This window comes from Dyadobacter alkalitolerans DSM 23607 (assembly GCF_000428845.1).
GTDB lineage: Bacteria > Bacteroidota > Bacteroidia > Cytophagales > Spirosomataceae > Dyadobacter > Dyadobacter alkalitolerans.
Window position 1 is genome coordinate 51,400 of record NZ_AUAS01000009.1, and the last position, 25,135, is coordinate 76,534.

Consider the following 25,135-nt stretch of genomic DNA (forward strand, 5'->3'; position numbering starts at 1 on the left):
CAACTTTCTGACTTCAATTAAACCAGACAACCATTATACCGCTAATTGCAGTAAGCATGAAAAATTATTTTAAAACAGCCATTCTAACAATTGCCCTTCTTTTTCCCCTCTATTTATTTGCGCAAGATGCCACCGTTAATGCTACGGTAACCGGGAAAGTGCTGGATGCCAGCACCAGCGAACCGCTCATAGGTGCCACGGTGACCATCAAGGGAACGACCAATGGCGACGTTACCGATTCAAATGGTGAGTTCAGCCTTGTTACAGGCCAGATCCTGCCCTTTACCTTGATCGTTACCTATGTGGGTTATGTGAAAAAGGAACTTCTGATCAATGAGAGTAAAGTCGACATAAGACTGGAACAGAATAACACACAGCTTGACGACGTTGTGATTTCTTCCCGCCGCCGGCAGGAATCTGCCCAGGAAGTGCCTATCCCCATTTCGGTAATTGGCGGGACCAGAGCTGAGGACGCAGGTGCATTTAATGTAAATCGCTTGAAAGAACTGGTGCCGACAGTTCAGCTTTACGCTTCCAACGCTAGAAATACCACATTGAACATTCGCGGATTGGGCTCCACTTACGGACTTACCAATGACGGGATCGATCCTGGTGTAGGTTTTTATGTGGATGGCGTTTACTATGCACGTCCGGCGGCAACCGCATTGGATTTTATTGACATTGAGCGTGTTGAAGTCTTGCGCGGACCACAAGGAACGCTGTTTGGTAAAAACACAACCGCAGGTGCATTTAACATTACAACGCGCGCCGCAAGCTTTACAACCGGCGCCAACCTCGAACTAAGCTATGGTAACCTGGGATATATCCAGGCAAAAGCTTCGGTAACGGGTCCATTGAGCAAAAAACTTGCCGCCCGGGTGTCTTTTACAGGAACGCAACGCAACGGCACATTCTTCAATGAGCATACGCAACTGCCGATCAATGATATCAACAACATTGGTGTAAGAGGGCAGCTGCTGTACACGCCTTCGGAAAAGGTTAACATTACGGTGATCGGAGATGTTTCAGATCAAAAACCTACGGGATACGGCTGGCCGGTGGCCGGGGTTGTAACAACCAAAAGGGCTGGTTACAGACAGTTTAACAGCATTATTGCTGATCTGGGATACACACTTCCTTACAAAAGTGCTTTCGAGCGCAGACTGGACTTGGACACGCCTTCCAAGGCAGATAACCGTTTGGGTGGTGTTTCTGTGAATGCAGATATCAAAATCGGAAACGGAACATTGACCTCTACTTCTGCGTGGCGTTACTGGAAATGGACGCCTTTGAATGACCGGGATTATATCGGACTGCCTGTATTTACAATTTCCTCGGGTAACTCTGCACATGATCAATGGTCACAGGAACTGCGTTATTCAGGAAAAATTTCTCCGAAGCTGAGCGGTGTGATCGGCGTATTCGGCCTTTGGCAAGACCTGACTTCTGACCCGGTACAAACAGAAGAAGCGGGTTCTGCACAATGGAGGTTCGCGCAAAGCTCTACCAGCCCGTTATGGCAAACACCAGGCTTGTTCGATAACTTTGGTATCAGAACAACAAACCGTATTAAAAGCACTAGTTTGGCGGTTTTCGCACAAGCTGACTGGGCTGTGGCTGAGAAGTTCCACATTCTTCCTGGGGTTCGTTACAATTACGATAAGAAAGTGGTGGATTACAGCAGGGTGGCCTACGGTGGCTTGCAGACAACCGATGCGGAGTTGTTGAAACTGAAAAACGGCGTTTACAGCAACCAGGCTTTCAATACAGATTATGCTGAGGGCAATTTCTCGGGGCAGTTATCAGTCCAATACAGGGCCAGCACACGTTTCAATGCATATGCCACGTATTCTGTTGGATTTAAGCCAATTGGTGTGAATGTGGGTGGGTTACCAACAGCAAACGGGGCCGTTTTGCTTGATCTGGCGAAAGTAAAACCGGAATTTGTTGAGCACAAAGAATTTGGTATCAAAACAAAACCAACAGGTAACTCGGTATTGAACCTGACATTCTTCCGCTCCGACATTGATGATTTTCAAACGCAGGTGCAAACGCCGGAACCTGGCGTGAACCGCGGTTACCTGGCCAATGCTGAAAACGTGCGTGTACAGGGTGCGGAATTGGATGGTAATATTCGTTTTGGCGCATTGACATTGAATGCTGCGGTGGCTTATACAGATGGTAAATATGTTAAATTCATCAATGCTCCGGTTCCTCTGGAAGAAGTCGGCGGGCCGCAGGCTTTCAAAGATGTTTCCGGTGGACGTCTGCCGGGAATTTCTAAATGGTCTGGCTCTGTGGGTGGTGAAGTGGTTGCGAAGGGAAAATTGCTCGGCTTAAAAGGTAATTTCTTCCTGAGCGTGGATGAATATTATCGCTCGGAATTTTCCTCCAGCCCATCACCATCACAATATCTGAACATCGACGGCTACGGTCTGACAAACGCTAGAGCGGGTTTCAGAGCTTCCAACGGCATCACATTCTTCCTTTGGGGACGCAACTTGTTTAACAAAGATTATTACGAACAATTGCTTGCCGCACCGGGCAGTTACGGACAGTACGCTGGAATCGTTGGTGATCAGAGAACTTATGGGGTAACGCTGAGATATTCTTTGTAATAAGTCAGTTTAAGGTTCATCAGTTAAAAAGAGAAGCCGTGTTATGCGGCTCTCTTTTTGTATAATGTTTTCTCTTTTTATGTATTAAAATGTAAAACCAACGGCGAGCTTAGAAGTCAAATGCGGACGGGCAGTGCCGTAAGTCCTGTAAGCAAGCGGGAAGGGAGCGCCTCCTGGATAGGGTTGTGGAGCTGCTGGTCGTAAGAAAAGGCAAGATAGGCACCGCTGAAATTGTTAGCGTTCAAGCCCTTTCGCATCCGGCTGTTCATGTTGTAGTACCAGCGCACTTTTGCATTGCCCCAGATATTGGTACGCCTGTATCGCGAGACGATCAGATCCCGCAAAATGCTGACATTAAACCGATTAACTGGAATGCTGTCCTGGCCAAAAGCGTATTGCAGGACGAATAGGAACAAAAGCGGTGTCAAGCCTTTTTTCATACTTAATACTTGGAATAAGATAATTTACTTAACCGTCACTCTGCCAAATTCTGCGTTGATATCGACGTTTGCCAGCTGGTTTTTAGAGAAAAATGCTTCTTTGAAATCCGCTGTATTGCGCTTCCATTTGAAACCGTTAGGGAGCTTCATGGTGGCATAGGCGCTTTGGATGGTGTAGTCAAAGTTTTGCCAGTTTTTGGTCTGCAAAGTGATCTCTGCTTTCCTGGATTTTACGCCCAGGCTTGTGAGCCCGCTCGTCGGAAACAGCTCAATGTCCCCGTAAACAGCATCCACCTTGATTACCCCGCCAATGCTTAATAATGACATTTTCGTATGATCGCTCTGGAAGGTGAAAGTGCCGGATATTTCACTGCCTTTCAGCTCGCCGAAAGAGGTTTGCATTTGTCCTTTTCCCGTGATTTCTATGAGATTTGTTGTACAAAAATCGGCTTTCAGCTGCAAGCTGTTCGTTAGGCCTTTCAATGTGATTGTGCCAAAAGAATTTTTCAAATCCACTGCGCAGGATGCGGGCAGATGGATTTTGTACCGCGCCCGGAGGTTCGAGACCGGTTTGCTTTCTCCGTCTTTCAGAACAATATAGTTACGCAGAAAATAATCTTTGCCGTTGCGGTCGGCTATATACTGAACCTTGGAAAGGTCATTCGCAGCAACGCTTTTCTCCGGGTGCCTCGCCGACAGCTCCATGACAATGGATATTTCCAACTTGTCCCAGGTGGTCAGTTCAATGTCTGCTTTCTCTGCAAAAATGTGCAGCGTGCGTATATCGGGTGACGTTATGTTTTTTTCAATGGTCTTCGTTGCCACTTGTAATACACTCTGTGCAGCGGCAATGTGGCTGGCGGCAGCCGAAAGCATGGCCATGAGTATTTTGAGATAAAAAATTTGTTTCATGTTTTAGGGAATTATATCATTTTGGCCATTTCGTTCAACACTTCAGCCTTTTGTTGTTCAATGTCTGCAAACTGGCGCACGAGGTCGGGCTCTGCATTGTATTCTCCGATGGCCTGCTGCAACTGGGTCGCTGCATTGACCAAATCCTCATATTCATTTTGCAACCTTTTGTAATCATTGCTGGCGCAGATTAACGTCTCCGTTTCGCAATATGCTTTGAGCTTTTCATATTGCTGGTCAGTAACCTGGTCCACTTTTGTTTGCAGCCGCTCATCAACCATTTCCTGCCTGAAAGCGATTTGTTTACCGGACTTCTTTCCAATAAACCAAACCCCTGCAACGCCCATTAACAAAGCCACTGCGGCCGCATACTGCCAGAAATGAGCAGTTCGGTTGATCTTTGGCCCATTCGCAATCAGTTGCCATAGCCTTTCATCCGGTTCATATTCTGGTAAAGACTGTGCCGCTGCTTTTAATGGTAACTCATTCAACTCCTGCTGTAACGATGCCCAAACACCCTCACCAGGAGAGTAATGCGGGAGTTTGGTCAGGGCCTCTTTTAATGTATGCTGATTCTTTTCCATAGTGGTGATTATTTTGGGGAGAGCATGCTGCGCAGCTTTCTCTTTGCATGAAATAGTTGTGATTTGGACGTTCCTTCTGTAATGTTGAGCATTGCTGCGATTTCTTTGTGCGTGTAGCCTTCCACCTCTGCCAGCACGAAAATGGTTCTGAAACCATCTGGCAATGAACGCACGGCTGTTTCCAGATGCGCCGTGTTAATTTCTACATCATTCCAGTCGATGATTTCGCCCGTATATTCTGCCAGGTCATGCCAGACCACGATTTTTTTCTTTTTTGTAGATTTTCTGATAACAATCTGCTTGATCCAGGCGCCCAACGCCGAGTCGCCACGGAATTGGTTCAGGTGTTTGAAAACGTCCATAAATGCATCCTGCAACACATCATTAGCATCATCGAAATCCCCGGTAATCCGGTAAGCAAGCGTATACATTGCCTTCTTATAGCGATCATACAGTTGCCGCTGGGCAATCCGGTCATGCAAAAGGCATCCTGAAATAAGCTCAGCCTCAGATGTCATACATTGTTTTTTAGGGTACTCAACTTAAAGAGGCCGCAAGAAGGGGAAAAGGTTGTATGGGTGTGTAGGAATTTGTTCTTATCTTAACTTGCGTCGTCACACATTATAAATCTAACATTTTATGAAGAGCGTCAGCCAAAAAGTAATTACTCCATTGTCTCACAAAGATTACAATTCCGCAAATCCCTTGGCCCTTATCAGTAAAGATCGAGAAGGTTGTCCCCATCATTTTTGATTCGAGAACGTTTCAATAAAAAAAGTATAAGTCACACTTATATCGTTGTGTTCGAGGTTGTTTTCTAAAGAAATCCGCGGAATATTCGCGCTTCAAAAAAACATAGCTTTTGAATAATTTGAACGTTTTGCCTTGTTACGGTGAGGATCAGCGAAAACTCCCTAAGCGCTTCTATGAGTGTTTGGACACCTAAGACAAGGCATTGTTTCGACGTTTGAAGAACACAGCAATTGGAATGATCAATTGCCTGTGTTTTTTTGACAAAAAAAGGGAGCTCTGTACAGAACTCCCTAACTCTACCTGGTTACGTTTCCACGAAGGAAAGAGGCTTGACCAGGCCTACGTGATACAAACAAAACACATTATACTGGAAATTCCAAAAAAGGATGAAAAAGAGTTTGCGAAATAGATATTTATCGAAGCCGAGATATGACAGATATTTGATAGCGAGTGCATACAATGATGATCGGGCTGGGCATCTCTACAATGCGGGGATAGCATTATCAGAGGCCTTTCACCCTTTAATTAGCCAGTTTGAGGTTGTTCTTAGAAACGCTATTGATTCCGTTTTAGCCAGACATTTTAACGATAGCAGTTGGATCATTAATGAGAAAGCTGGATTCATGAATGACCGATCACTCGAAAAATCAAATTTCTATTTGCGGAAATGCGTCGAATCTGTAGAAAATAAATTGAGAAAAGCCAAAACGCCTGTCACATGTGGGAGGGTGATCTCTGATCAGACATTTGGTTTCTGGATAGCCTTCTTTGAGCCTGCAAATTACAGACTGATGAACGGTCGTCCAATACAGGTTTTTAAACATAAGCCTGCTTTCGAAAATCGAGCAAGTATTTATGCCAAATTAGAAATGATAAGAGATTTCAGAAACCGCGTAAACCATTGCGAACCAATATGCTTTAATGAAAACCGGATCGACTGTTCACAGGCTATTGCCGTAAGAATGAGCTTATACGAATTGGTAGGGTGGATTGAGCCTGAGTTGGTCCCGTTCTTTGCCAAAATTGACCATGTTAAAGCCAGTGTCAGTCAGTTGTTAGCAGTATAACTAGTTAAGAATATGACCAACAGAGACGATATGACATTGCACTAATCCAACATTCTTGCTGGCAAGCTTTTGTTCATTATGAAGCCATACTAATTTCTAGCAATATGGAATCAGACCTTGATAAATTCATTACCGCCCAGGAGCGGGATTATGCTGGGGCTTTGGCGGAGATACGGCGGGGGCGGAAGCAGGGGCATTGGATATGGTATGTCTTTCCGCAGATTAAAGGGTTGGGGATGAGTGGCACTTCGGTGCATTATGCCATTGAGGATATTGGGCAGGCGAACCGTTACTTGCAAAATCCGGTTTTGGGCAAGAGATTGATTGAAATCTCAAATGCGATCCTGGCTATCGAAGGCAAATCAGCCAACGAGATCCTGGGCAGCCCTGATGATATGAAGTTACGGTCCAGTATGACTTTATTTAGTATGACCGAGGGCGCAGATCCTGTTTTCCAGGCCGTCCTCGATAAATATTTTGATGGTAAGCCGGATCAGAGAACCATCGAAATCCTCAATAGACAGCATTGAATGTTCCCCATCGCGTTTGACCCTATATATAAATACCCGGTGCCGGACGGGCACCGTTTTCCGATGGATAAATATGAGCTGCTCCCTATGCAGTTACTGCGCGAAGGCGTTGCGGTGGAATCGGATTTTTTCAGTCCGGAACCTGTTGATATACAGGCGGTTTATGCAGTCCACGATCGCGCTTATGCGGACCGGATCGTTCAGGGAGCGCTTAGCAAGCAGGAAATGCGGCGTATCGGTTTTGTGCAGTCGCCTGTGCTTGCGGAACGTGAGTTGCGGATCACTAACGGGACGGTGCAAGGCGCGCTTAAAGCATTGGAAACGGGGATCGCATTCAACATTGCAGGCGGCACGCACCATGCAGGACGCGATTTCGGGGAAGGATTTTGCATGATTAACGACCATGCCGTTGCAGCCCAGTATTTAATTGATCAGAAGTTGTGCAGCCAGGTCCTTATTGTTGATCTGGATGTGCACCAGGGCAATGGAACAGCACAGATTTTCACGAATCAGCCGCTGGTTTTTACGTTTTCCATGCATGGAAAAAACAACTATCCTTTTAGAAAAGAAAAGAGTGATCTTGATGTGCCGCTGGATGACAAAACCGGTGATGATATTTATTTAAAGATATTGGAAAACACACTCCCCAAACTGATAGAGCAGGTAAAGCCCGACTTTATTTTCTACCAGGCAGGTGTTGACATTCTGCAAACCGATAAGATCGGGCGGATGTCGTGCACGGAGCGGGGGTGCCAGTTAAGGGACGAAATGGTGATGCAGTTGGTCCACAAGCACAACATTCCAATGCAATGCAGCATGGGCGGCGGTTATTCTCCGCAACTCAGGACCATTTTGAATGCGCACGCGAATACATATCGGGTCGCGAGACAAATATTTTAGGTTAGCATCATAACCGGGCACAATTTTTAAACAGCTCGCTATTCGAACCAGGACGAAAATATTTGAACATAAAATGCACTCAATGAAGCAGCTCAGCCAATTTTTGCTTTTCACATTACTCATGTTGCCGGCATACGGCCAGGCGCAGGACAAACTCGCGCCGGTCGACCTAAAAAACCACATCTGGTTTAAAAACAGCATTATATATAACCTCGAAGTAGGGGTTTTTAAGGATAGCGATGGAGATGGCCGCGGCGATTTTCAAGGTCTGATCGAAAAGCTGGACTATATCCGTGCATTGGGTGTGGATGCAATCTGGCTGGCACCATTTCAGCCTACGCCGGGCAAGGACGATGGGTATGATGTAGCAGATTTTTATGGAGTTGACGAGAAGTTGGGGACAAGCGGCGACTTCGCCGAACTCGTTTTTCAAGCACAAAAAAGAGGCATGCGGGTGATTATTGATCTCGTAATTAACCACACATCCGATCAGCATTCCTGGTTTCAGCAAGCCCGAAAAAGCAAGGATTCCAAGTATCGGGACTGGTACATTTGGTCCGACAAGCTGCCGAAAGACTATAACAAAGGAATGGTGTTCCCGGGCGTGCAAAAGGCGGTTTGGGATATGGATACACTGGCCGGGCAATACTATTACCACCGTTTTTACCCTTTTCAGCCCGATTTGAACTTTGCAAATCCCGCCGTCGTGGAAGAAAGCCAGAAAATCATCGGTTACTGGCTGGGTCAGGGCGTTTCGGGCTTTCGCCTGGATGCGGTGCCATTTATTATTGAAGTGCCTAAAACAGGCAGTGAAAAACCCGAGCTGGATTACAAATTTCTGATGGATATCAGGCAGTTTGCACAAACGCGCAGAGCTGATGTCGTAATTCTTGGCGAAGCCAATGTTATGCCTGAGGAAAATCAGAATTACTTTGGAAAAAATGGGGAGGGCATGCAAATGATGTTCAACTTCTTTGCCAACCAGCATTTGTTTTATGCGCTCGCAACCGGCAACATTGATCCATTCAAAAAAGCCATTTCTGAAACGCAGATCATTCCGGATGCTTCACAATGGGCACATTTCCTGCGCAATCATGATGAAGTAGACCTGGGAAGGCTCTCAGACAAACAACGGCAGGAGGTTTATGCTAAATTCGGCCCGGATACCAGCATGCAGCTTTACGACCGGGGCATCCGGCGGCGGCTGGCAACCATGCTGGGTAACAACCGCAAGCATATGGAGCTGGCTTACAGCTTGTTATTTTCTCTTCCGGGAACTCCCGTGATCCGCTACGGCGATGAACTCGGGATGGGCGACGACCTTCGTTTAAAGGAGCGCATTTCTGTGCGCACGCCTATGCAATGGACAGCCGAAAAAAATGCCGGCTTCACCACAGCCGATACAGCCTTCCGTCCGGTGATTGATTTTGGGGATCACGGTTATAAGAAAATCAATGTTGAAGACCAGACACGTGACTCAGCATCATTGCTGAACTGGACAACAGCATTGATCAAACTCCGCAAATCCTGCCCGGAAATCGGGTTAGGAACATATAAAATTCTGGACGCCGGTTCAGCTGCTGTTTTCGCCATCCAGTATGAGCACGAAGGAAAAGCGCTGGTGATCCTGCACAATTTCAGCGATCGGCCGGCACAGTCGCGGATTAACATTCCCGGAAATAACTTATTGGTTGATTTGATTGATGAAGATGATCAGAAGGCTTCCGATGGGAAATACAGCATTAAGCTTGATGGCTACGGCTACAAATGGTTCCGGATTAAATAGTGGCTGAATGCTCGGGATTGGCTTCCATAGGAGTTCCTGCCAGCATATGGGCAAGGATAGGCGCACACTTTTCCTGGCACGCCGGATAAAACTGTCCGTGTTTCCAAAAGGCAGATTTGGGAGACATTCCCCACCAGAATTCAGCCATAGCCAGTGGTTTCATTTTATTTAAAAATGCATGTTGAAGTAATTTAGGAGCAGCACATTCACCTGCGCCCGCAGGTGGGTTTTTGTAAGAAGCTTCGGAAAATATGTCTCGCAAGCTCTTGTGGGTGCCTGCCTGGTTAAGGAAGCTGTATTGATCGAAAATCGCATTTTGCAGGGAAAGCGAGTGACTTTTCCGGATTGATTTCAAGTTTTGAATCTGTGTTTCAAATGCTTCACTTTTGTCAAATTCAAGCACCTTAATCGCCTTGTTGATGCGTGAAAGCTCGGTCATGCCTGCATTCAGGAAGCCGCCTTCTGCGACGCCGTCGAAGATAGGAGGGACGAACTTGGCATGGTGATTTCCGCCGGCCAGCTTTCCGGAGAAGGCAGCGAGATAGCCGACCTCACGCTGCTCTGTTTCTACCACAAGCACGCCGAACATTTTACCAATAATATTCTCAGGATCGTCAGACAAGCCGAAATTGTGTGCCCATTCCTGCTGTGTTTCCAGATGCGATTGCAGCATAGAAACGGCTAACAAGCTCAGTGGATGCGGTTTATAGTTGAATGGGAATGTGAATTTTTCAGGCAAAACATACCGTTCAGCATGCTCGAACGGCGTGAAATATTCTTCTGAAATGGCAGTTAATGGCGTTGACAATAGACAGGCGGATGCTGGAATATTAAAAGCTGCCGGAAATAACCGGCGTATGTGCCAGCAAAAATACATATTCCGATTGAAATGGCCTTCATAGCACACTGGTCTCGCGCCGGGCCAGGCTTCTTCGCTGAAATGAAATATTTGCTACTCAGCACTTTGCTTCCAATGCAGCAACTGGGGCGTGTAAGAAATCATCAGATAATGCCAAACCGGGACTTTGCCCGAATCAGAGACTGAGAAAATCCGGCCGTTATCCAGAGTCAACGCCTGCCTGCCAACCCGGACGGAAATGTGTTTGTCAATAAATCCTTCCGCATACAGCTCAAATGCATTAATGCTGCCGACGCGCGAAACCTGACCGCAACATCCCAAAACCAGCAGCAAGACACGCCACATCAAATGACCCGCTCCATATAAATCGTTTCTTGGATAGGGTTAAAATAATAGGGCTCGATGGCCTGAAAGCCAAAGGATTCATAAAGTCTCCTGGCCTTGGTCATGCTGCTCAAAGTATCCAGCCGGATCTTTTTGTAACCCAGCTTGCTTGCCGAAAGAATGGCGCTTTCAAGTAATGATCTACCAAAATTAAATCCCCGAAAATCTGGGCGGACATACATGCGTTTTAATTCCGCCGTCTCGTCGTCCAGGCGCCTGATTCCCGTACAGCCGGCCAGCAGGTCGTCTTTGTAAACGAGCAGAAGCGCGCCGGTTGGCTGGTCATATTGCTGGCGGATGAATTCCAGTTCTTTAGAAAAATTCTGGAATGACAGATCAATGTCGAGGGAGTTGGCATATTCTTCAAAAAGCTCTTTCGCCTGTTCAAACTCCTGATCTGTTTCAGCTGTCTTGTAAATGGTCATTCCCGTCATTACTGCGGTCGTTAAGCATGTAAGTCAGGTCGAAAATAGTTGAAAAGGCCAACTATTTCATGGGGTAAATCTTCAAATAGGTTTTGAGGCAAAATAATCTTGTTATATTCCAAATTAGGCTTCTGGGAGAAGTTTAAATATATGCCGATTTTAATATAAACAGGAATTATTTCAACCTGGATGCGGCGCTTTGAGAACGTTGCCGGTAACGTATGCATAAAAAAATTGTGGGGATGCGTTGCTCGTGATGTTAAATGCCATCAAATTAAGTTGACACTAAAATTAAAAAGCGCCTGGGATCGTCGAAAAGTTATATTCCGGCGCCATATTCAGCAGATCCATACCAACTCAATAACATGATGACTTTCAAATTACGATTCGCGAATATTGCTTTAATGGCGCTTTACTCGTTAGGCGCTGCCGCCCAGAGCAGTGAAACTTATAGCTGGACAAACTTGCCGAAGGCCCAGCAGCCTGTGTTCAAGCAAGATACGGTCCGTATTACAGCCTATGGCGCAACGCCGGATGGCCATACATTGAATACGGAAGCCATCCATAAGGCCATTGATGCCGTGAATAAAAAAGGTGGAGGCGTCGTGCTGGTGCCGGCTGGACTCTGGATGACCGGGCCTATTGTAATGAAAAGCAACATTAACCTGCATTTAAGTGAAAATGCAACCCTGCTTTTCACGCCCGACAAAACGAAATATGCCCTTACCGAAGGTTTTTATGAAGGGAAAAGCGCAGCCCGGAACCAATCGCCGATTTCGGGTATTGACCTCGAAAATGTTGCCATTACGGGCAAGGGCATTGTAGACGGCAATGGTGATGTCTGGCGTGCGGTGCATAAAAGCCAGTTGACCGAAAGCCAATGGAAGGAAAAAGTGGCGTCGGGAGGCGTTCTGAAAGACGATGGCAAAACCTGGTATCCGAGCCAGCAGTTCAAAGATGCCAGCACCGGAAATAAGAGCATGTTGCTCACGGCCGGCAAAAAGCCAGCGGATTTTGCTGATATGAAGGATTTCCTGAGGCCTAACCTCGTTGTTTTCAACAATTGTAAAAAGGTGTTGCTCGAAGGTGTAACATTCCAGAACTCGGCCGCCTGGTGTATCCACCCGCTCATGTGCCAGGATCTGACAATTCGAAACGTGCGCGTCAAAAATCCGGAATATGCGCATAATGGCGACGGAATGGATATCGAGTCCTGCAAAAACTTTTTAATTGAAGGCTGCACGCTCGACGTTGGCGATGATGCCATTTGTATCAAATCGGGCAAAGATGAAGAAGGCAGGAAGCGCGGCATGCCTACTGAAAATGGTTTAATCAGAGATAACATTGTATATAACGGGCACGGAGGTTTTGTGGTAGGCAGCGAAATGAGCGGAGGGGCAAGGAATATTTTTGTTCAGAACTGCACATTCATGGGCACCGACAAAGGGCTTCGTTTCAAATCCGTGCGAGGCCGGGGAGGTGTGGTTGAGAAAATCTATGCGAAGGACATTTATATGAAGGACATTGCGCAGGAAGCGGTGTTCTTTGATCTGTTTTATTTTGTAAAATTTGCCACAGATGGCGCTCGTGACATGCGGGAAGTGGTGAACGAAGGAACGCCGGTTTTCCGCGATATGCATTTTGACAATATTGTTTGCAATGGCGCCACAAAGGGCGTGTTCATCCGGGGACTTGCCGAAATGCCTGTTCGGAACATTGTTATGGAGAATATGGTGTTAAAAGCAGAAAAGGGCATTGAGCTCACCGACGGCGATCAGATCCGGTTCAAAAATGTGAAGCTGATCACCGAGCATACCAAGCCGGTTATCTTCGTCGAAAATGGCACACAGATCCGTTTTGACGAGATCAGTTATAATGACAAAAGCGATGTTCTCATTTCAGTGAACGGAGAGAGAAGTGCAGACATTAGAATGAATAATACGGACTTGTCGAAAGCGCAAAAAACTAAGGAATTCAGCAAGGGTGCACAAGATAAAAGCCTGACATTAAAGTAATAATTTCTAAATAACCTATATCATTATTCAACTAAAAACCATTAGTTTACGTTTTTTACAAAACACTGTAAATCTATTTGTCAGGTAAAAAATACTTTGGTTTATGAGTTCAAATTTAGACGACAAGCGCAGGGAACTATTTGAGCTTCATAAGGCGAAATTAGGCACAGATATGCCGCTTATGAGGAAACCTGTTGAAAAAGTAGTTGTTGAGAAAAAAGTCGAACAGCCAAAACAACCAACTAGCAGAAAGAACAAGATTAAATATGCGGTAATTGCCGTGACGGGAATCGTTGTTGTGATTGAATTGCTATTTTTGGCAAAAGAGGCGGGTTGGTTGAAGTAAACTGCGAGTGACTTAAATGAAGGGGACGTTCCTTAAAAATCTGATAGGCCTTGGTCTGTTCTGCCTGGGCATGTTCCGTGTTTTAGCGGCCGAGAATGGGAGAGTGCTGCGCTATTCCCTGAAAGAGGGCTTGTCATTTGGCATAGTCAACAGCATTGTGCAGGATAAGCAGGGACTGATGTGGCTCGCAACCGGCGACGGGCTCAACCGTTTCGACGGCACATCGTTCAAAGTCTTCAAAAACAGTCCCGACGACAAGCAAAGTCTTTCCGGAAACTATGTCAAATCCGTTTTTTGCGACCGGGACGGCATCATATGGACCAGCTCCCGCAATGGTCTTAACAAATTCATTGCTGAAAAAGAGATCTTCGAACGCCACACGCCCATGCCTGACAAGGGCGTTTCGGGTACGGATGTAAGCGATATTTCCCAGGCCCGCGATGGCAACCTATGGATTTCGCTGAATGGAGCCGGGTTTGCATTGTTTGATAAGAGAGCAGAGCGATTTACCTACTATAACAAGCAAAATCTCCCTAAACTCAATACAAATGCCATCCTGAGTGCATTCGAGGATTCGAAAGGGTTGCTATGGCTCGGCACACGGGAATCGGGAATTGATGTTTTGGAAGTTGGTCAAAACAGGAAGCTTTCAAAAGCGAATATGAACCTGACAAGCCTTCCTGCTACCCGCATTAACAGCATTTACGAGGACCATTTAAGCAACATATGGATCGCTTCGGCCAAAGGCCTGATTCTCTTTAAGCGGAATGAAGCCAGGTTCTACGTGATCCATCTTCCTGGAAACCACCGGAGCGACATTTACCTGTCATTACGCGAAAACCACCGCGGGCAGCTGCTCGTAGGCGTTCAGGACGGCGGCGTGTACAGCCTGGACCTGACGCAATTAGCTGACCGTAAGCCGGAAGCATACTCATTTGAAAAGGTCAATAACTCACAAAACGAAGGCATTACGCAGCGTTCGGTCCAGACGATTTATATGGATGCCGATCGCAACATCTGGCTGGGCACTTATGGCGAGGGCGTTTACCTGATCAGCAGCATTCCGGAAAAATTTAAGAGTTTTGAAAAGAAAATACAGGATTCCCGTGCAGAAAGTTACTTGCGATTTTACGGAATGTGCGTGGACAAAGATGGCTATCTGTGGCTGGGAACGGATGGGGATGGCATTTATAAAACCAAAAATTCGGGAGAAACCGTTAAACATTACGCGGTTACCAACGCCCCGGGCGGGCTGTCCGATGGTGCGGTCATAGCGGCGCATCGCGGGCGCGACGAGTATCTGTGGTTCGGCACATATTCGGGCGGCCTTTTTCAGTATGATCCTAAAAAAGATACATTCAAACAATTTGCCAACATTCCCGGGGATCCGACCAGCCTGGGCAAGAATGATGTGCGTGTCGTTTATGAAGACCGCAAACGCAACTTGTGGGTAGGCACCAATGGCGGCGGGCTCGCGCTGCTCGACCGCCAAACCGGCAAGTTCCGGAACTTCGTAACCACAAACAGCAGCATTAATTCCAATGATGTCAGGGCGATCGAAGAGGATAGTAAGGGAAATCTCTGGATCGGAACCTATGGCGGCGGGCTTAACTATTTAAATGTTAGCACAATGCAGTTCAGGTCGTTTTTCAACGAGCCGGGGAAAGCAGGATATTTGTCAAACCGCATCATTTTCTCGCTGCATTATGACGCCAAAGAAAGGTTATGGATCGGATCGGAGGGGAACGGGCTTTTGGTTTACGACATAAAAAACGGAACAACAAAACATTTCACCGAAAAGAACGGTCTGGCAAATGATGTGATCTACGCATTTCAGGAGGAAAGCATTGATAATGTATGGTTTAGTACCAATAAGGGAGTGTCCCGGATCAATCTCCCCAGCAACCGCATCGACCATTACGACCAGAGCAACGGGTTGCAGGGCGGCCAGTTTAATCCCAATTCTACCCTTTACATTGCAAGCAGCAATGCCATGGTTTTTGGCGGCACCGAAGGCTGGAACCTCTTCGTGCCAACGGACATTAAACCGTCGGACTACAAGCCGAAAGTAATGATTACCGGGCTTCAGTTATTCGGGCAGAGCGTCGCCGTAGGTGCCAAAAAAGATGGAAAAGTCATTCTGGAAAAACAGATCGCTGATCAGGAAGAGATTGTTTTGCAGCCCAGTCAGTCGGTTTTTACGATTCAATACACCGCACTGAACTACGCGTATCCCGACCGTAATCATTTCGCATACAAGCTGGAAGGCCTCGATCAGGATTGGAACTATGTGCAAAACGAGCGCTCGGCGACTTACCGTTATCTTCCGCCGGGTGATTATGTGTTCAAGGTCAAATCGGCCAATCAGGATGGTGTATGGTCCGAGAATGAGGTGGGCTTGCATGTGCGCGTGCTGCCGCCGTGGTATCAGACGTGGTGGGCTTATTTGCTTTATATGGGCATTGCAGCGCTGGTGATATACTATTACCAGCAATATAAGATCCGGCAGGCGCGCCTGAAATATGAAGTGCAGATGGCGCATTTCGAAACCCAGAAGGAGAAGGAGCTTAACGAAAAGAAGCTCGCCTTCTTTACACACATTTCCCACGAGTTCCGCACACCATTAACCCTGATTATCAACCCGGTAAAAGAGCTTCTACTCAAAGCCGAGAACCGCCATCCCGATCAAAACAGCCTCAATATTGTTTACCGGAATGCCAAACGCCTGCTAAGTATGGTGGATCAATTGCTGCTTTTTCGCAAGGCCGACCGGGAAGCAGACAAGCTGAACCCGGCCATTCAGAACATTACCAAATTGGCGCTTGAAGTTTTTCAGTGTTTTACCCATCAGGCTGAGCAGAAGCACATTAACTATCAGTTTATTAGTCCGAACGAAGACCTTGAACTGGTTGCAGATCGTGAAAAAATAGAGATCGCGCTTTTCAACCTGGTTTCAAATGCGGTCAAATACACGCCCAAAAACGGAAGTGTAACATTGGAAATCGTTGAAACGGGCGATCAGGTGCAGATCACCGTCAGCGATTCGGGCCCGGGTATTCCCACAAATGTAGGCGACAGCATATTCTCCGTCTTTCATCAATTCCATGACGGCCGGTTTCCTTCTAAGGGCGGTTTTGGCATTGGTTTATTTTTAACTAAAACTTTCATTGAAAGCCATTTCGGGAGCATTCATTACGAATCGGTTGTGGGCAGCGGGACTGTTTTCAAGGTTTTGCTCTGGAAAGCGCATCCGCAGTTGGTGTCCGCCGATCTGCCGTCCATTGTGGAAGAAGGCAATTCTGTGTTGCTGGAAGAACTCTCGGAAGACGGTGCAATGCTCACGTCATCGGCCATTTCGCGTCACCAGCTAGTGGTGGAAGAGCTAAGTTCTGATGTAAAGACCATGCTGATCGTGGAAGACGACGCGGATATCAGGCAGTATATCGGCCAGGCTTTTGCAGGAAAATTCAAGCTTTTGCAGGCGGGGAATGGGGAAGAAGGCATCATGCTGGTCAGAAAACATTTACCCGACATTGTCATCAGCGACGTTTTCATGGATGGCATCAGCGGCATCGACATGTGCAGCCAGATCAAAAGCGACATGACATTGAGCCACATTCCCGTCATTCTGCTCACTGCTAGCACTTCCCAGGAATCGCGGCTGAAAGGCATTGAAGGCGGCGCGGACGATTACATCAGCAAGCCGTTTGACAAAGCATTACTGATGGCACGCGTGGACGCGATCCTGAAAAGCCGCAATGACCTGCAAAGATATTTTTACAATGAAATCACATTGCAGGCCAATGATTCCAAAATCTCATCCGAGTATAAAGAGTTTTTGAAAGAATGTATCCGGGTTGTCGAGAACCATCTGACCGATCCGGACTTCTCCATTAAGGTGCTCGCCGCCGAGATCGGCATGAGCCATTCGACCTTGTATAACCGCATCAAATCCATATCCGGGCAATCCACCAACAGCTTTATCCGCTTTATCCGCCTGCGCCGCGCAGCCCAGATATTGATTACGACCGACATCACGATTTCAGAGGTGGCTTACCAGGTTGGGATCAATGATATCAAGTATTTTAGGGAGCAATTTCACAAGCTTTTCGAAATGAAGCCCTCGGAATATGTCAAAAAATACCGAAATCCGTTCCATGAGAATTTCCAGGTAAACAGGGGTGTTTTTCAAAACAAATTGGATAATTAGCCGATTCAGTTACAAAATTTCTTTTCCAAGCGCCCGATTTTTCCTGAATCGGGCGCTTTTTATTGATATACCCCCTTCTTAATGTGAAAATGACCCCTGTCGGTCAAATACAAATAATCATACTTTTGATTGATCAATTCATAAAAATGGCGACATGCTTTTTTTGTGCTGACAACCAATTACCTTAATTATTTTAAACATTGATTTATGATAAAATCTTTTCGAAGCAAGTGGGCTTTGCCTGGAATGCTTAACGAAACTGAGGGCAGGATGTGGAAGCATATCCGGCTGACTTTGTTCCTGGCCGCTGCAGCGTTTTTCTGCTACACGCAGGTTGCTGTCGCGCAGTCTGCAATCACGGTAAAAGGAACGGTTACTGCCGACAACGGCGACGCACTTCCGGGCGCCAGCGTAATCTTAAAAGGAACCTCGACAGGAACGACGACTGACGCAGACGGGAAATATTCACTCAACATTCCCGACGCCAACGGCACGCTCGTATTCACCTACATTGGCTATATCAACCAGGAAGTTGCTGTGGCTAACCGCAGTGAAATCGACGTGAAACTCGTGACCAATGACAAAACATTGCAGGAGATCGTGGTGGTAGGATACGGCACACAGAAAAAAGCAACATTAACCGGCTCGGTGTCGGAAGTAAAGGGTGCTGACATTGTGAAAAGTCCGCAGCCAAATCTATCCAACTCACTGGCAGGCCGTTTTTCGGGTTTCGTTGCCAATAATAGGGGCGGAGAGCCGGGTTATGACGGTTCCAGCTACACCATCCGCGGTTTCGCATCCACAGGAAACAATGACGTGCTGATCGTGGTCGACGGGATTCCTGGCCAGGTGGGCGGTTTGGAACGTTTAGACCCTAATGACATTGAAAGCATTTCTATCCTGAAAGACGCTTCGGCAGCTGTGTACGGAAGCCGCGCTGCAAACGGTGTGATCCTGGTTACGACCAAAAGGGGAACAACAGGCAAGCCGGTGATCTCTTACAGCTTCAACCAGGGTTTCTCATCGCCAACCAGGCTTCCAAACCTGGCCGACGCCCCGACATACGCATCGATTTTGAACGAAATCGACTACTATAACAACCCTGCCGGCGGCATGAACCAGTTTTATACAGCCGAAGAAATTGAGAAGTTCAAAAACGGATCGGATCCATTGAACTACCCGAACACCAACTGGCAGAAAGAGACGCTGAAAAGTTTTGCATTGCAAAATCAGCACAATCTTGGCATCAATGGTGGAACGGAGAATGTAAAATATTATGTGTCGTTGGGGACGATTTACCAGGATGGTTTGTATAAAAAAGGCGCTACGAAATACAAGCAATACAATTTCAGGTCGAACATTGACGCTAATGTAACGCAGGATTTTAAAGTAAGCCTGTCTTTATCAGGCCGTCAGGAAAACAGACAATTTCCTATTTCTTCTGCGGGAAATACTTTCCGCTCCATTTACCGCGCTTACCCAACCGTTATCTCGCGCTACCCGAACGGAAATTACTCGACAGGCGTGGAAAACAGCAATCCGGTCGTGTTAGGAACGGATATGGGTGGAACCACAAACAACCCGACCTCAGTTTTTAACGGGATCGTTCGTGCCAGCTACAACATGCCGTTTGTAGAAGGGCTGTCGGCTGACGGGTTTTACTCCGTGGATAAATCATTCAATTTTTCCAAAAGTTTCAGCACGCCTTACACGCTTTATAACTATAATGGCGACACCGGCGCTTATAATGCAGTGGTAACGGGTGGTTCTGCGGGCCTTGCTTCGCTCACGCAATCGCAATTGAACATTACCAACATTACCCAGAACATCCGGGTGAGCTTTTTGAGACAACTGGGCAATCACAATGTAAATGCATTCGTCGCTTACGAGCAGAACAAGCGCAACGAAGTGAAATTCGACGCTTCCCGCATCAACTATCCGACGGTTTCCACACCGGAACTTTCGCAGGGAGGTGCAGCGGCAACGGACAAAAACAACTCCGGAAGCAGCTATAACTTCACCCGCAAAAGTGTGATAGGGCGTATCGCCTACAATTTCAGCGAAAAATACCTGGCCGAAGTGCAGGCACGTATCGATGGTTCATCAGTATTCCCGAAAGGAAAGCAGTTTGGGTTTTTCCCTTCTATATCAGCAGGTTACCGTATATCGGAAGAGGATTGGTTTAAAAACAGCGTGAATTTTATCAATGATCTGAAAATCCGTGCTTCCTATGGTTCACTGGGTAATGATAATGTGGGTCAATTCCAGTATTACAACAATTACTCGTTCGTAAACCAGTATGTGCTGGGTTCCAATGTGATCACGCCGGGTATCGACCTTACCAAACTTGCCAACCCGAACATTACATGGGAAGTTGCCAAGAAAATGGACATTGGTCTGAATGCGGTTTTCCTGAAAAATTTCAGTCTGGAAGTGATTTATTTCCAACAGAAAAGATCAGATATCCTCGCAGCCAGAAATGCTTCCATTCCGAACACTTCCGGTATAGTTAACCCGTTCAAAACGAATGATAACACGCCATTGGTGCCGGATCAGAATATTGGAAAAGTGAATAGCGCGGGTTTTGAGGCTACATTGGGCTACAACCATTCAGGCACATTCCGCTACAACATTTCAGGAAACGTGACTTATGCAAAAAGCAAGGTTGTGTTTATAGACGAGGCACCGGGAACATTGGATTATCAGCGTCAGACAGGCGGGCCGCTTTATACCAACCTGCTGTATAACTCAATTGGCATTTTTCGCACGCAGGCCGAACTGGACGCATATCCGCACCTGAAAGGCGCTCAACTGGGAGATTTAATCCTGGAAGATTACAACGGCGACGGCCAGATCACAGCCGACGACCAGACCCGGACACCTTACGGCAATGTGCCTTTGCTTACTTACGGATTGGTTTTGAATGGCGGTTACAAAGCGTTTGATGCATCGGTTGTTTTCTCCGGCCAAGGCATGGTAAGCCAGTATGTGCTTCCCGAATCCGGCCAGGTAGGAAACTTTTACAGCAGCTGGGCCGACAACCGTTGGAGCCCGGCCAACCCCGAAGGATCTTATCCGAGAGTGGATACACGGGCTTCGTCTTCGATCAACGGCGGGCTTTATGCCAACACATTCTGGCTGGATAATGCATCCTTTGTGCGTTTGAAAAACATTGAAGTGGGTTACACATTGCCAAAAGACGCATTGTCCAAGATCAAGATAGCTTCCCTGAGAATTTATGCCAGCGCATTTAACCTATTCACAATCACCGGTGTAAAAGATTACGATCCCGAAGGAAACAGCACAAGCGGACAGTTTTATCCGCAGCAACGGATCTTGAACCTGGGTTTGAACATTAAGTTTTAAAGAATACTGAAATGATAAAGCAATTAAAAAATATACTGATCACAGCCGTTTGCGGAGCTTGCGGGCTCGTGGTTGTGGCTTGCCAGGAAAATTTCCTGGATGTGGTTCCTACCGACCGTGTTTCCGATGCATCCATCTTATTCGACTCGGTCCTTTTTGAGGCATACGTGATCAACCGCTACATGGGCACACGCCTTACCGATAAGGAAGCGGAAGGCACTTTGCCAGGTTTCGGACGCGGTTTTGAATATGCCATGTGGTCGTCACTTACCGACGAATCTATTTACAACAACGATGATAACACCTGGGTGATCCAGCGCGGACAGCTTGCACCGGAAAACACAGGCATTGCCGGAACGCTCTGGGGCAGAAGTTACAGAAGCATTCGCGAGATCAACTATGCGCTTGCCAATGTGGACAAAGTTCCGATGAGTCAGGGTAAAAAGGACAGGTTAAAAGGTGAACTGCAATTCCTGCGTGCCTTCCGCTATCACGACCTGATCCGGAATTATGGGAAAGTGGTTCTGATGGGCGATAAAGTTACAGAACTGGGCGACGACCTTACAAGCCAGGACCTTTTCACCCGCTCCGAAATCAAGGCGGGTGTGGAATATGCAGTTGCGCAACTGGACGAAGCCACTGCGCTATTGCCAAAGGACAATGACAACGGATCCTGGAAACTGGGCCGCGCTACCAAAGGAGCCGCTATGGCCCTGAAAGCGAGATTGTTGCTTTACGGTGCGAGTCCTTTGTACAATGCTGCAACATGGGCGCAGGCAGCCGCCGCTTCCAAAGCAGTAATGGATATGAATAAATACAGCCTTTATACAGGCGGTTATGGCAAAATATTTACAGTAGCTGACCATTCTGAGATCATTTTCGGCCGTCTTTACGCACAGGGAGCACGCCACGTGGCGCTTGAAATTGCCAACGGCCCGAACAGCTACAATGCCTGGGGCGGCAATGTTCCGGTTCAAAACCTGGTAAATGATTACGAGATGATGGACGGGACCAGAATTACAGAAACCGGAACCAGCTATAATCCGCAAGATCCCTACAAGGGAAGAGACCCGCGTTTTTACGAAACCATTCTCTACAACGGCGCGCCCTATCGTGGAAGCACAATCGAGACCTTCACGCCGGGTGGAAAAGACAGCAAGGATGGCCCGTCCAACTGGAACACCTCCAAGACTGGTTATTATCTGAAAAAATTCATGAATGACGCCCTGCCGATCGACAATCCATGGGACATCGCCGGAACCCAAACGTGGATCTACTTCCGCTACGCCGAAATCCTGCTGAACTACGCAGAAGCTCAAAATGAAGCAGTGGGCCCGGATGCATCCGTATACGCAGCCATCAACGCCATTAGACGACGTCCGGGCGTAATGATGCCAGTATTGAAAGCAGGGCTGACCCAAGCGCAGATGCGTGAAAAAATCCGTAACGAACGCCGCATCGAGCTTGCCTTCGAAGAGCACCGCTTCTACGACGTCCGCCGCTGGAAAATTGCCAACGTAACAGAAAATGCACCAGCAAACGGCATCGAAATCGGTAAAAGCGGCAACGCCTTCACTTACAAGGTAAAGGAAGCCCTAACTGGAAAGGCATTCACTGAAAAGCAATACTGGCTGCCAATCCCAAGAGCGGAAATCCAGGCTTCGAATAATAGGCTGGAACAGAATCCTGGGTATTGATCGCCCTTCGGCTACGCTCAGGGTGACAAGGGCGTGGTAGCTAGCTTGGTGCTTTGGTGCTAGCCCTTCGACTCCGCTCAGGGTGACAGGTCATCTGCTCTGTCACCCTGAGCGGAGCCGAAGGGCAACCACCAATTGCGCTGGGCACCCCAAAAGCCCAACCGCCAATGAACTATACCCAAAGCCAAACCCAATCCAACCCAAACCCAACCCCAAACCCCAAAATACCTTGAACCCAACAAACAAACTTCTCCCAACCCTCCTCCTGGCCCTGACACTCTCCTCCTGCTCCTCAGCAACGCCGGGGACTGTTAATGGTCCTGGTGGGAAAGCGGAGCCTGTTACTATTACGGTTAACCCGGCCAAAACTTTCCAGACGATTGACCATTTTGGCGCTTCGGATGCGTGGTCCTGCCAGTTTGTGGGCAACTGGCCCGATGCGAAACGGAATGGGATTGCCGATTTGCTTTTCAGCAGCGATACGCTTGGTAGCGGGAAGCCGAAGGGCATTGGATTGTCGCTATGGCGGTTCAACATTGGTGCCGGAACGGCTGAGCAGGGTGATGCAAGCGGGATTAAGGACGAATGGCGGCGAGCCGAATCGTTTCTAAATGACAATGGCACTTATAACTGGAACAAGCAGGCCGGGCAGATCTGGTTTCTGAAAGCTGCGAAAGAGCGTGGCGTAAACGAGTTCCTTGCATTCCCGAACAGTCCACCCGTGCAGTTTACGGTAAATAGAAAGGGTTATGCCAATGCCGGAAAGCCCAATTTAACGGCTGAAAATTTCGATAAATACGGCGAATTCATGGCCAATGTGGTGAGCGGCGTTCGGGAAAAAACGGGCGTTACTTTTAACCACATCAGCCCGGTGAACGAGCCGCAGTGGGATTGGAGCGATGGCGGGCAGGAAGGGACGCCGTTTTATAACAATGAAATTGCAGGCATCACCAGATCGCTGAGTGCAGCATTGCTCAAAAACAAGCTGTCTACCAAAATCGACGTGGCCGAAGCCGGCCAGATTGATTATCTCTATTCTGAATTCAACAAGCAGGGCAGAGGCAATCAGATTCGCGCGTTCTTTGATAAATCATCGCCGGATTACATTGGTAACCTGCCCAATCTCACTCAAACGATCTCCGGACACAGCTATTTCACATCGTCACCTTACGCCAAGGCTGCTTCGAAACGACAGGAAATTGCGAAGGCTTTACAGGCAACACCTGGACTGAAATACTGGATGTCGGAATATTGTATTCTGGGTGATAATGAGGGTGAGATCCAGGGTTCGGGGCGCGATCTGGGGATGGATGCGGGCATTTACATTGCCAAAGTAATCCACAATGACCTCGTCAATGCAAGCGCTTCGGCCTGGCACTGGTGGATCGCGATTTCGCCTTATGACTACAAAGACGGCCTGATTTATATTGATAAAAACAAAACCGACGGTAATTACCAATCGTCTAAAATGCTGTGGGCACTGGGCAATTACAGCCGCTTTGTGCGACCGGGCGCCGTCCGGACGGAAGTTTCGGCATCGGCAGGTGGTGAAGGATTATTTATTTCTTCTTACAAAAATGCAGATAATCAGCTGGTGACCGTAATCATTAATGACCAGCCCAAAGCAGTAGAAGTTGCGCTGAATTTGCAGGGTAGTAAGCTCTCAAACATGAAAATGTACAAAACCTCAGCCGCCGCTGACCTCGAACCCGTATCGATTACAGCCGGAAGTCCGGTGTCGATCGAGGCCAAAAGTATTGTGACCATCGTGGGCAGGATGGCGCAATAAAAATCATTTTACTTGTGATTACAGTCGTCGGGGGCTATTTTTAGGCCGTGAAAAGGTTTATCCGAAATATGCTCCTGACGATTGTCATTCTTGATACAACATCCTTGTATCAGGTGATGAAGGCGCCGTCGCTGATCAAGCATTTTCTCGAACACAAATCCCTGGACCAAAACGTAAGCTTCGTCGACTTCCTGTCCATGCATTACTGGGGCGAAGACCTGAACGATAATGACGACGAAAAGGATATGCAGCTGCCTTTCAAGAAAATTGAAATGCATCATGTCAATTTCTTCTTCGTTGCTCACCAGGAAAGGTTCACATTCGTTCGCAATTCCCAACCCGTTATCAAGGCCGACTATGGCCCCGACCAGCCTCAGGTCGCGTACAACACCACGCTGGGCTCTCTCTTCCGCCCGCCGCGAGTTTAAATATATATCCATGTGGAGGATCTCCG

At 47.4% G+C, this 25,135-nt stretch carries 19 protein-coding genes; 12 read left to right on the plus strand and 7 right to left on the minus strand.

Features of this window, described 5'->3' with window-relative positions; translation table 11 throughout:
- The first annotated feature begins 56 nt into the window (after nt 1–56).
- Complete coding sequence (locus tag G395_RS0118305) at nt 57–2,618, plus strand: TonB-dependent receptor (protein WP_026631384.1); 2,562 nt, start codon at nt 57–59, stop codon at nt 2,616–2,618.
- A gap of 116 nt (nt 2,619–2,734) precedes the next feature.
- Here the strand turns inward: G395_RS0118305 and G395_RS0118310 are convergent, their stop codons facing one another.
- The 4 genes from G395_RS0118310 to G395_RS0118325 are packed head-to-tail and all read right to left on the minus strand — an operon-like array spanning nt 2,735 to nt 5,072.
- Entirely contained in the window at nt 2,735–3,058 is a 324-nt protein-coding gene (locus G395_RS0118310) for a hypothetical protein (protein WP_026631385.1), read from the minus strand.
- A 24-nt stretch (nt 3,059–3,082) separates the two neighbouring features.
- Nucleotides 3,083–3,970: a hypothetical protein gene (locus G395_RS0118315; RefSeq protein ID WP_026631386.1), complete on the minus strand. Its 888-nt coding sequence runs from the start codon at nt 3,968–3,970 to the stop codon at nt 3,083–3,085.
- An 11-nt stretch (nt 3,971–3,981) separates the two neighbouring features.
- Entirely contained in the window at nt 3,982–4,554 is a 573-nt protein-coding gene (locus G395_RS0118320; protein ID WP_026631387.1) for a hypothetical protein, read from the minus strand.
- An 8-nt stretch (nt 4,555–4,562) separates the two neighbouring features.
- Entirely contained in the window at nt 4,563–5,072 is a 510-nt protein-coding gene (locus G395_RS0118325) for an RNA polymerase sigma factor (RefSeq protein WP_026631388.1), read from the minus strand.
- Between the two features lie 621 nt (nt 5,073–5,693).
- Between G395_RS0118325 and G395_RS0118340 the strand changes: the two genes are divergently transcribed.
- The 4 genes from G395_RS0118340 (at nt 5,694) to G395_RS0118355 (ending at nt 9,590) form a co-directional block, all read left to right on the plus strand.
- Complete coding sequence (locus tag G395_RS0118340; protein WP_026631389.1) at nt 5,694–6,374, plus strand: hypothetical protein; 681 nt, start codon at nt 5,694–5,696, stop codon at nt 6,372–6,374.
- Between the two features lie 104 nt (nt 6,375–6,478).
- Nucleotides 6,479–6,904 (plus strand): DUF1810 domain-containing protein, encoded by a 426-nt coding sequence (locus G395_RS0118345; protein ID WP_035361717.1) that lies wholly within the window; start codon nt 6,479–6,481, stop codon nt 6,902–6,904.
- Nucleotides 6,905–7,804 (plus strand): histone deacetylase family protein, encoded by a 900-nt coding sequence (locus G395_RS0118350; RefSeq protein ID WP_026631391.1) that lies wholly within the window; start codon nt 6,905–6,907, stop codon nt 7,802–7,804. It begins immediately after the preceding gene.
- Nucleotides 7,805–7,886: 82 nt separating this feature from the next.
- On the plus strand, nt 7,887–9,590 hold the full coding sequence (locus G395_RS0118355; RefSeq protein ID WP_084439707.1) for an alpha-amylase family protein: 1,704 nt from the start codon (nt 7,887–7,889) through the stop codon (nt 9,588–9,590).
- Here G395_RS0118355 and G395_RS29735 read toward each other — a convergent pair.
- From G395_RS29735 to G395_RS0118370, 3 genes are all read right to left on the minus strand, one after another.
- Complete coding sequence (locus G395_RS29735) at nt 9,583–10,398, minus strand: hypothetical protein (RefSeq protein ID WP_051350257.1); 816 nt, start codon at nt 10,396–10,398, stop codon at nt 9,583–9,585. The two genes, G395_RS0118355 and G395_RS29735, sit on opposite strands and share 8 nt — an antisense overlap.
- 144 nt (nt 10,399–10,542) lie before the next feature.
- Nucleotides 10,543–10,794 (minus strand): hypothetical protein, encoded by a 252-nt coding sequence (locus G395_RS0118365; protein ID WP_026631393.1) that lies wholly within the window; start codon nt 10,792–10,794, stop codon nt 10,543–10,545.
- A complete protein-coding gene (locus G395_RS0118370) occupies nt 10,794–11,267 on the minus strand; it encodes a GNAT family N-acetyltransferase (protein ID WP_051350243.1) in 474 nt (157 codons plus the stop codon). The genes G395_RS0118365 and G395_RS0118370 overlap by 1 nt, the downstream gene beginning before the upstream one ends.
- Nucleotides 11,268–11,623: 356 nt before the next feature.
- Here G395_RS0118370 and G395_RS0118380 point away from each other — a divergent pair, with 356 nt between their 5' ends.
- The 7 genes from G395_RS0118380 to G395_RS0118410 all read left to right on the plus strand — a co-directional run bounded on the left by G395_RS0118380 (nt 11,624) and on the right by G395_RS0118410 (nt 25,109).
- Nucleotides 11,624–13,273 (plus strand): glycoside hydrolase family 28 protein, encoded by a 1,650-nt coding sequence (locus tag G395_RS0118380; RefSeq protein ID WP_229204214.1) that lies wholly within the window; start codon nt 11,624–11,626, stop codon nt 13,271–13,273.
- A 103-nt stretch (nt 13,274–13,376) separates the two neighbouring features.
- On the plus strand, nt 13,377–13,619 hold the full coding sequence (locus G395_RS0118385) for a hypothetical protein (RefSeq protein ID WP_026631396.1): 243 nt from the start codon (nt 13,377–13,379) through the stop codon (nt 13,617–13,619).
- Between the two features lie 16 nt (nt 13,620–13,635).
- Complete coding sequence (locus G395_RS0118390) at nt 13,636–17,829, plus strand: hybrid sensor histidine kinase/response regulator transcription factor (protein WP_084439709.1); 4,194 nt, start codon at nt 13,636–13,638, stop codon at nt 17,827–17,829.
- Nucleotides 17,830–18,036: 207 nt separating this feature from the next.
- Nucleotides 18,037–21,195, plus strand: a complete 3,159-nt coding sequence (locus tag G395_RS0118395) for a SusC/RagA family TonB-linked outer membrane protein (protein ID WP_026631398.1) — start codon at nt 18,037–18,039, stop codon at nt 21,193–21,195.
- A gap of 11 nt (nt 21,196–21,206) precedes the next feature.
- Nucleotides 21,207–22,892, plus strand: a complete 1,686-nt coding sequence (locus tag G395_RS0118400) for a RagB/SusD family nutrient uptake outer membrane protein (protein ID WP_035361722.1) — start codon at nt 21,207–21,209, stop codon at nt 22,890–22,892.
- 229 nt (nt 22,893–23,121) lie between these two features.
- Nucleotides 23,122–24,681, plus strand: a complete 1,560-nt coding sequence (locus G395_RS0118405; protein ID WP_026631400.1) for a glycoside hydrolase family 30 protein — start codon at nt 23,122–23,124, stop codon at nt 24,679–24,681.
- Nucleotides 24,682–24,749: 68 nt separating this feature from the next.
- Nucleotides 24,750–25,109 (plus strand): hypothetical protein, encoded by a 360-nt coding sequence (locus tag G395_RS0118410; RefSeq protein WP_229204215.1) that lies wholly within the window; start codon nt 24,750–24,752, stop codon nt 25,107–25,109.
- Nucleotides 25,110–25,135: the final 26 nt, after the last annotated feature.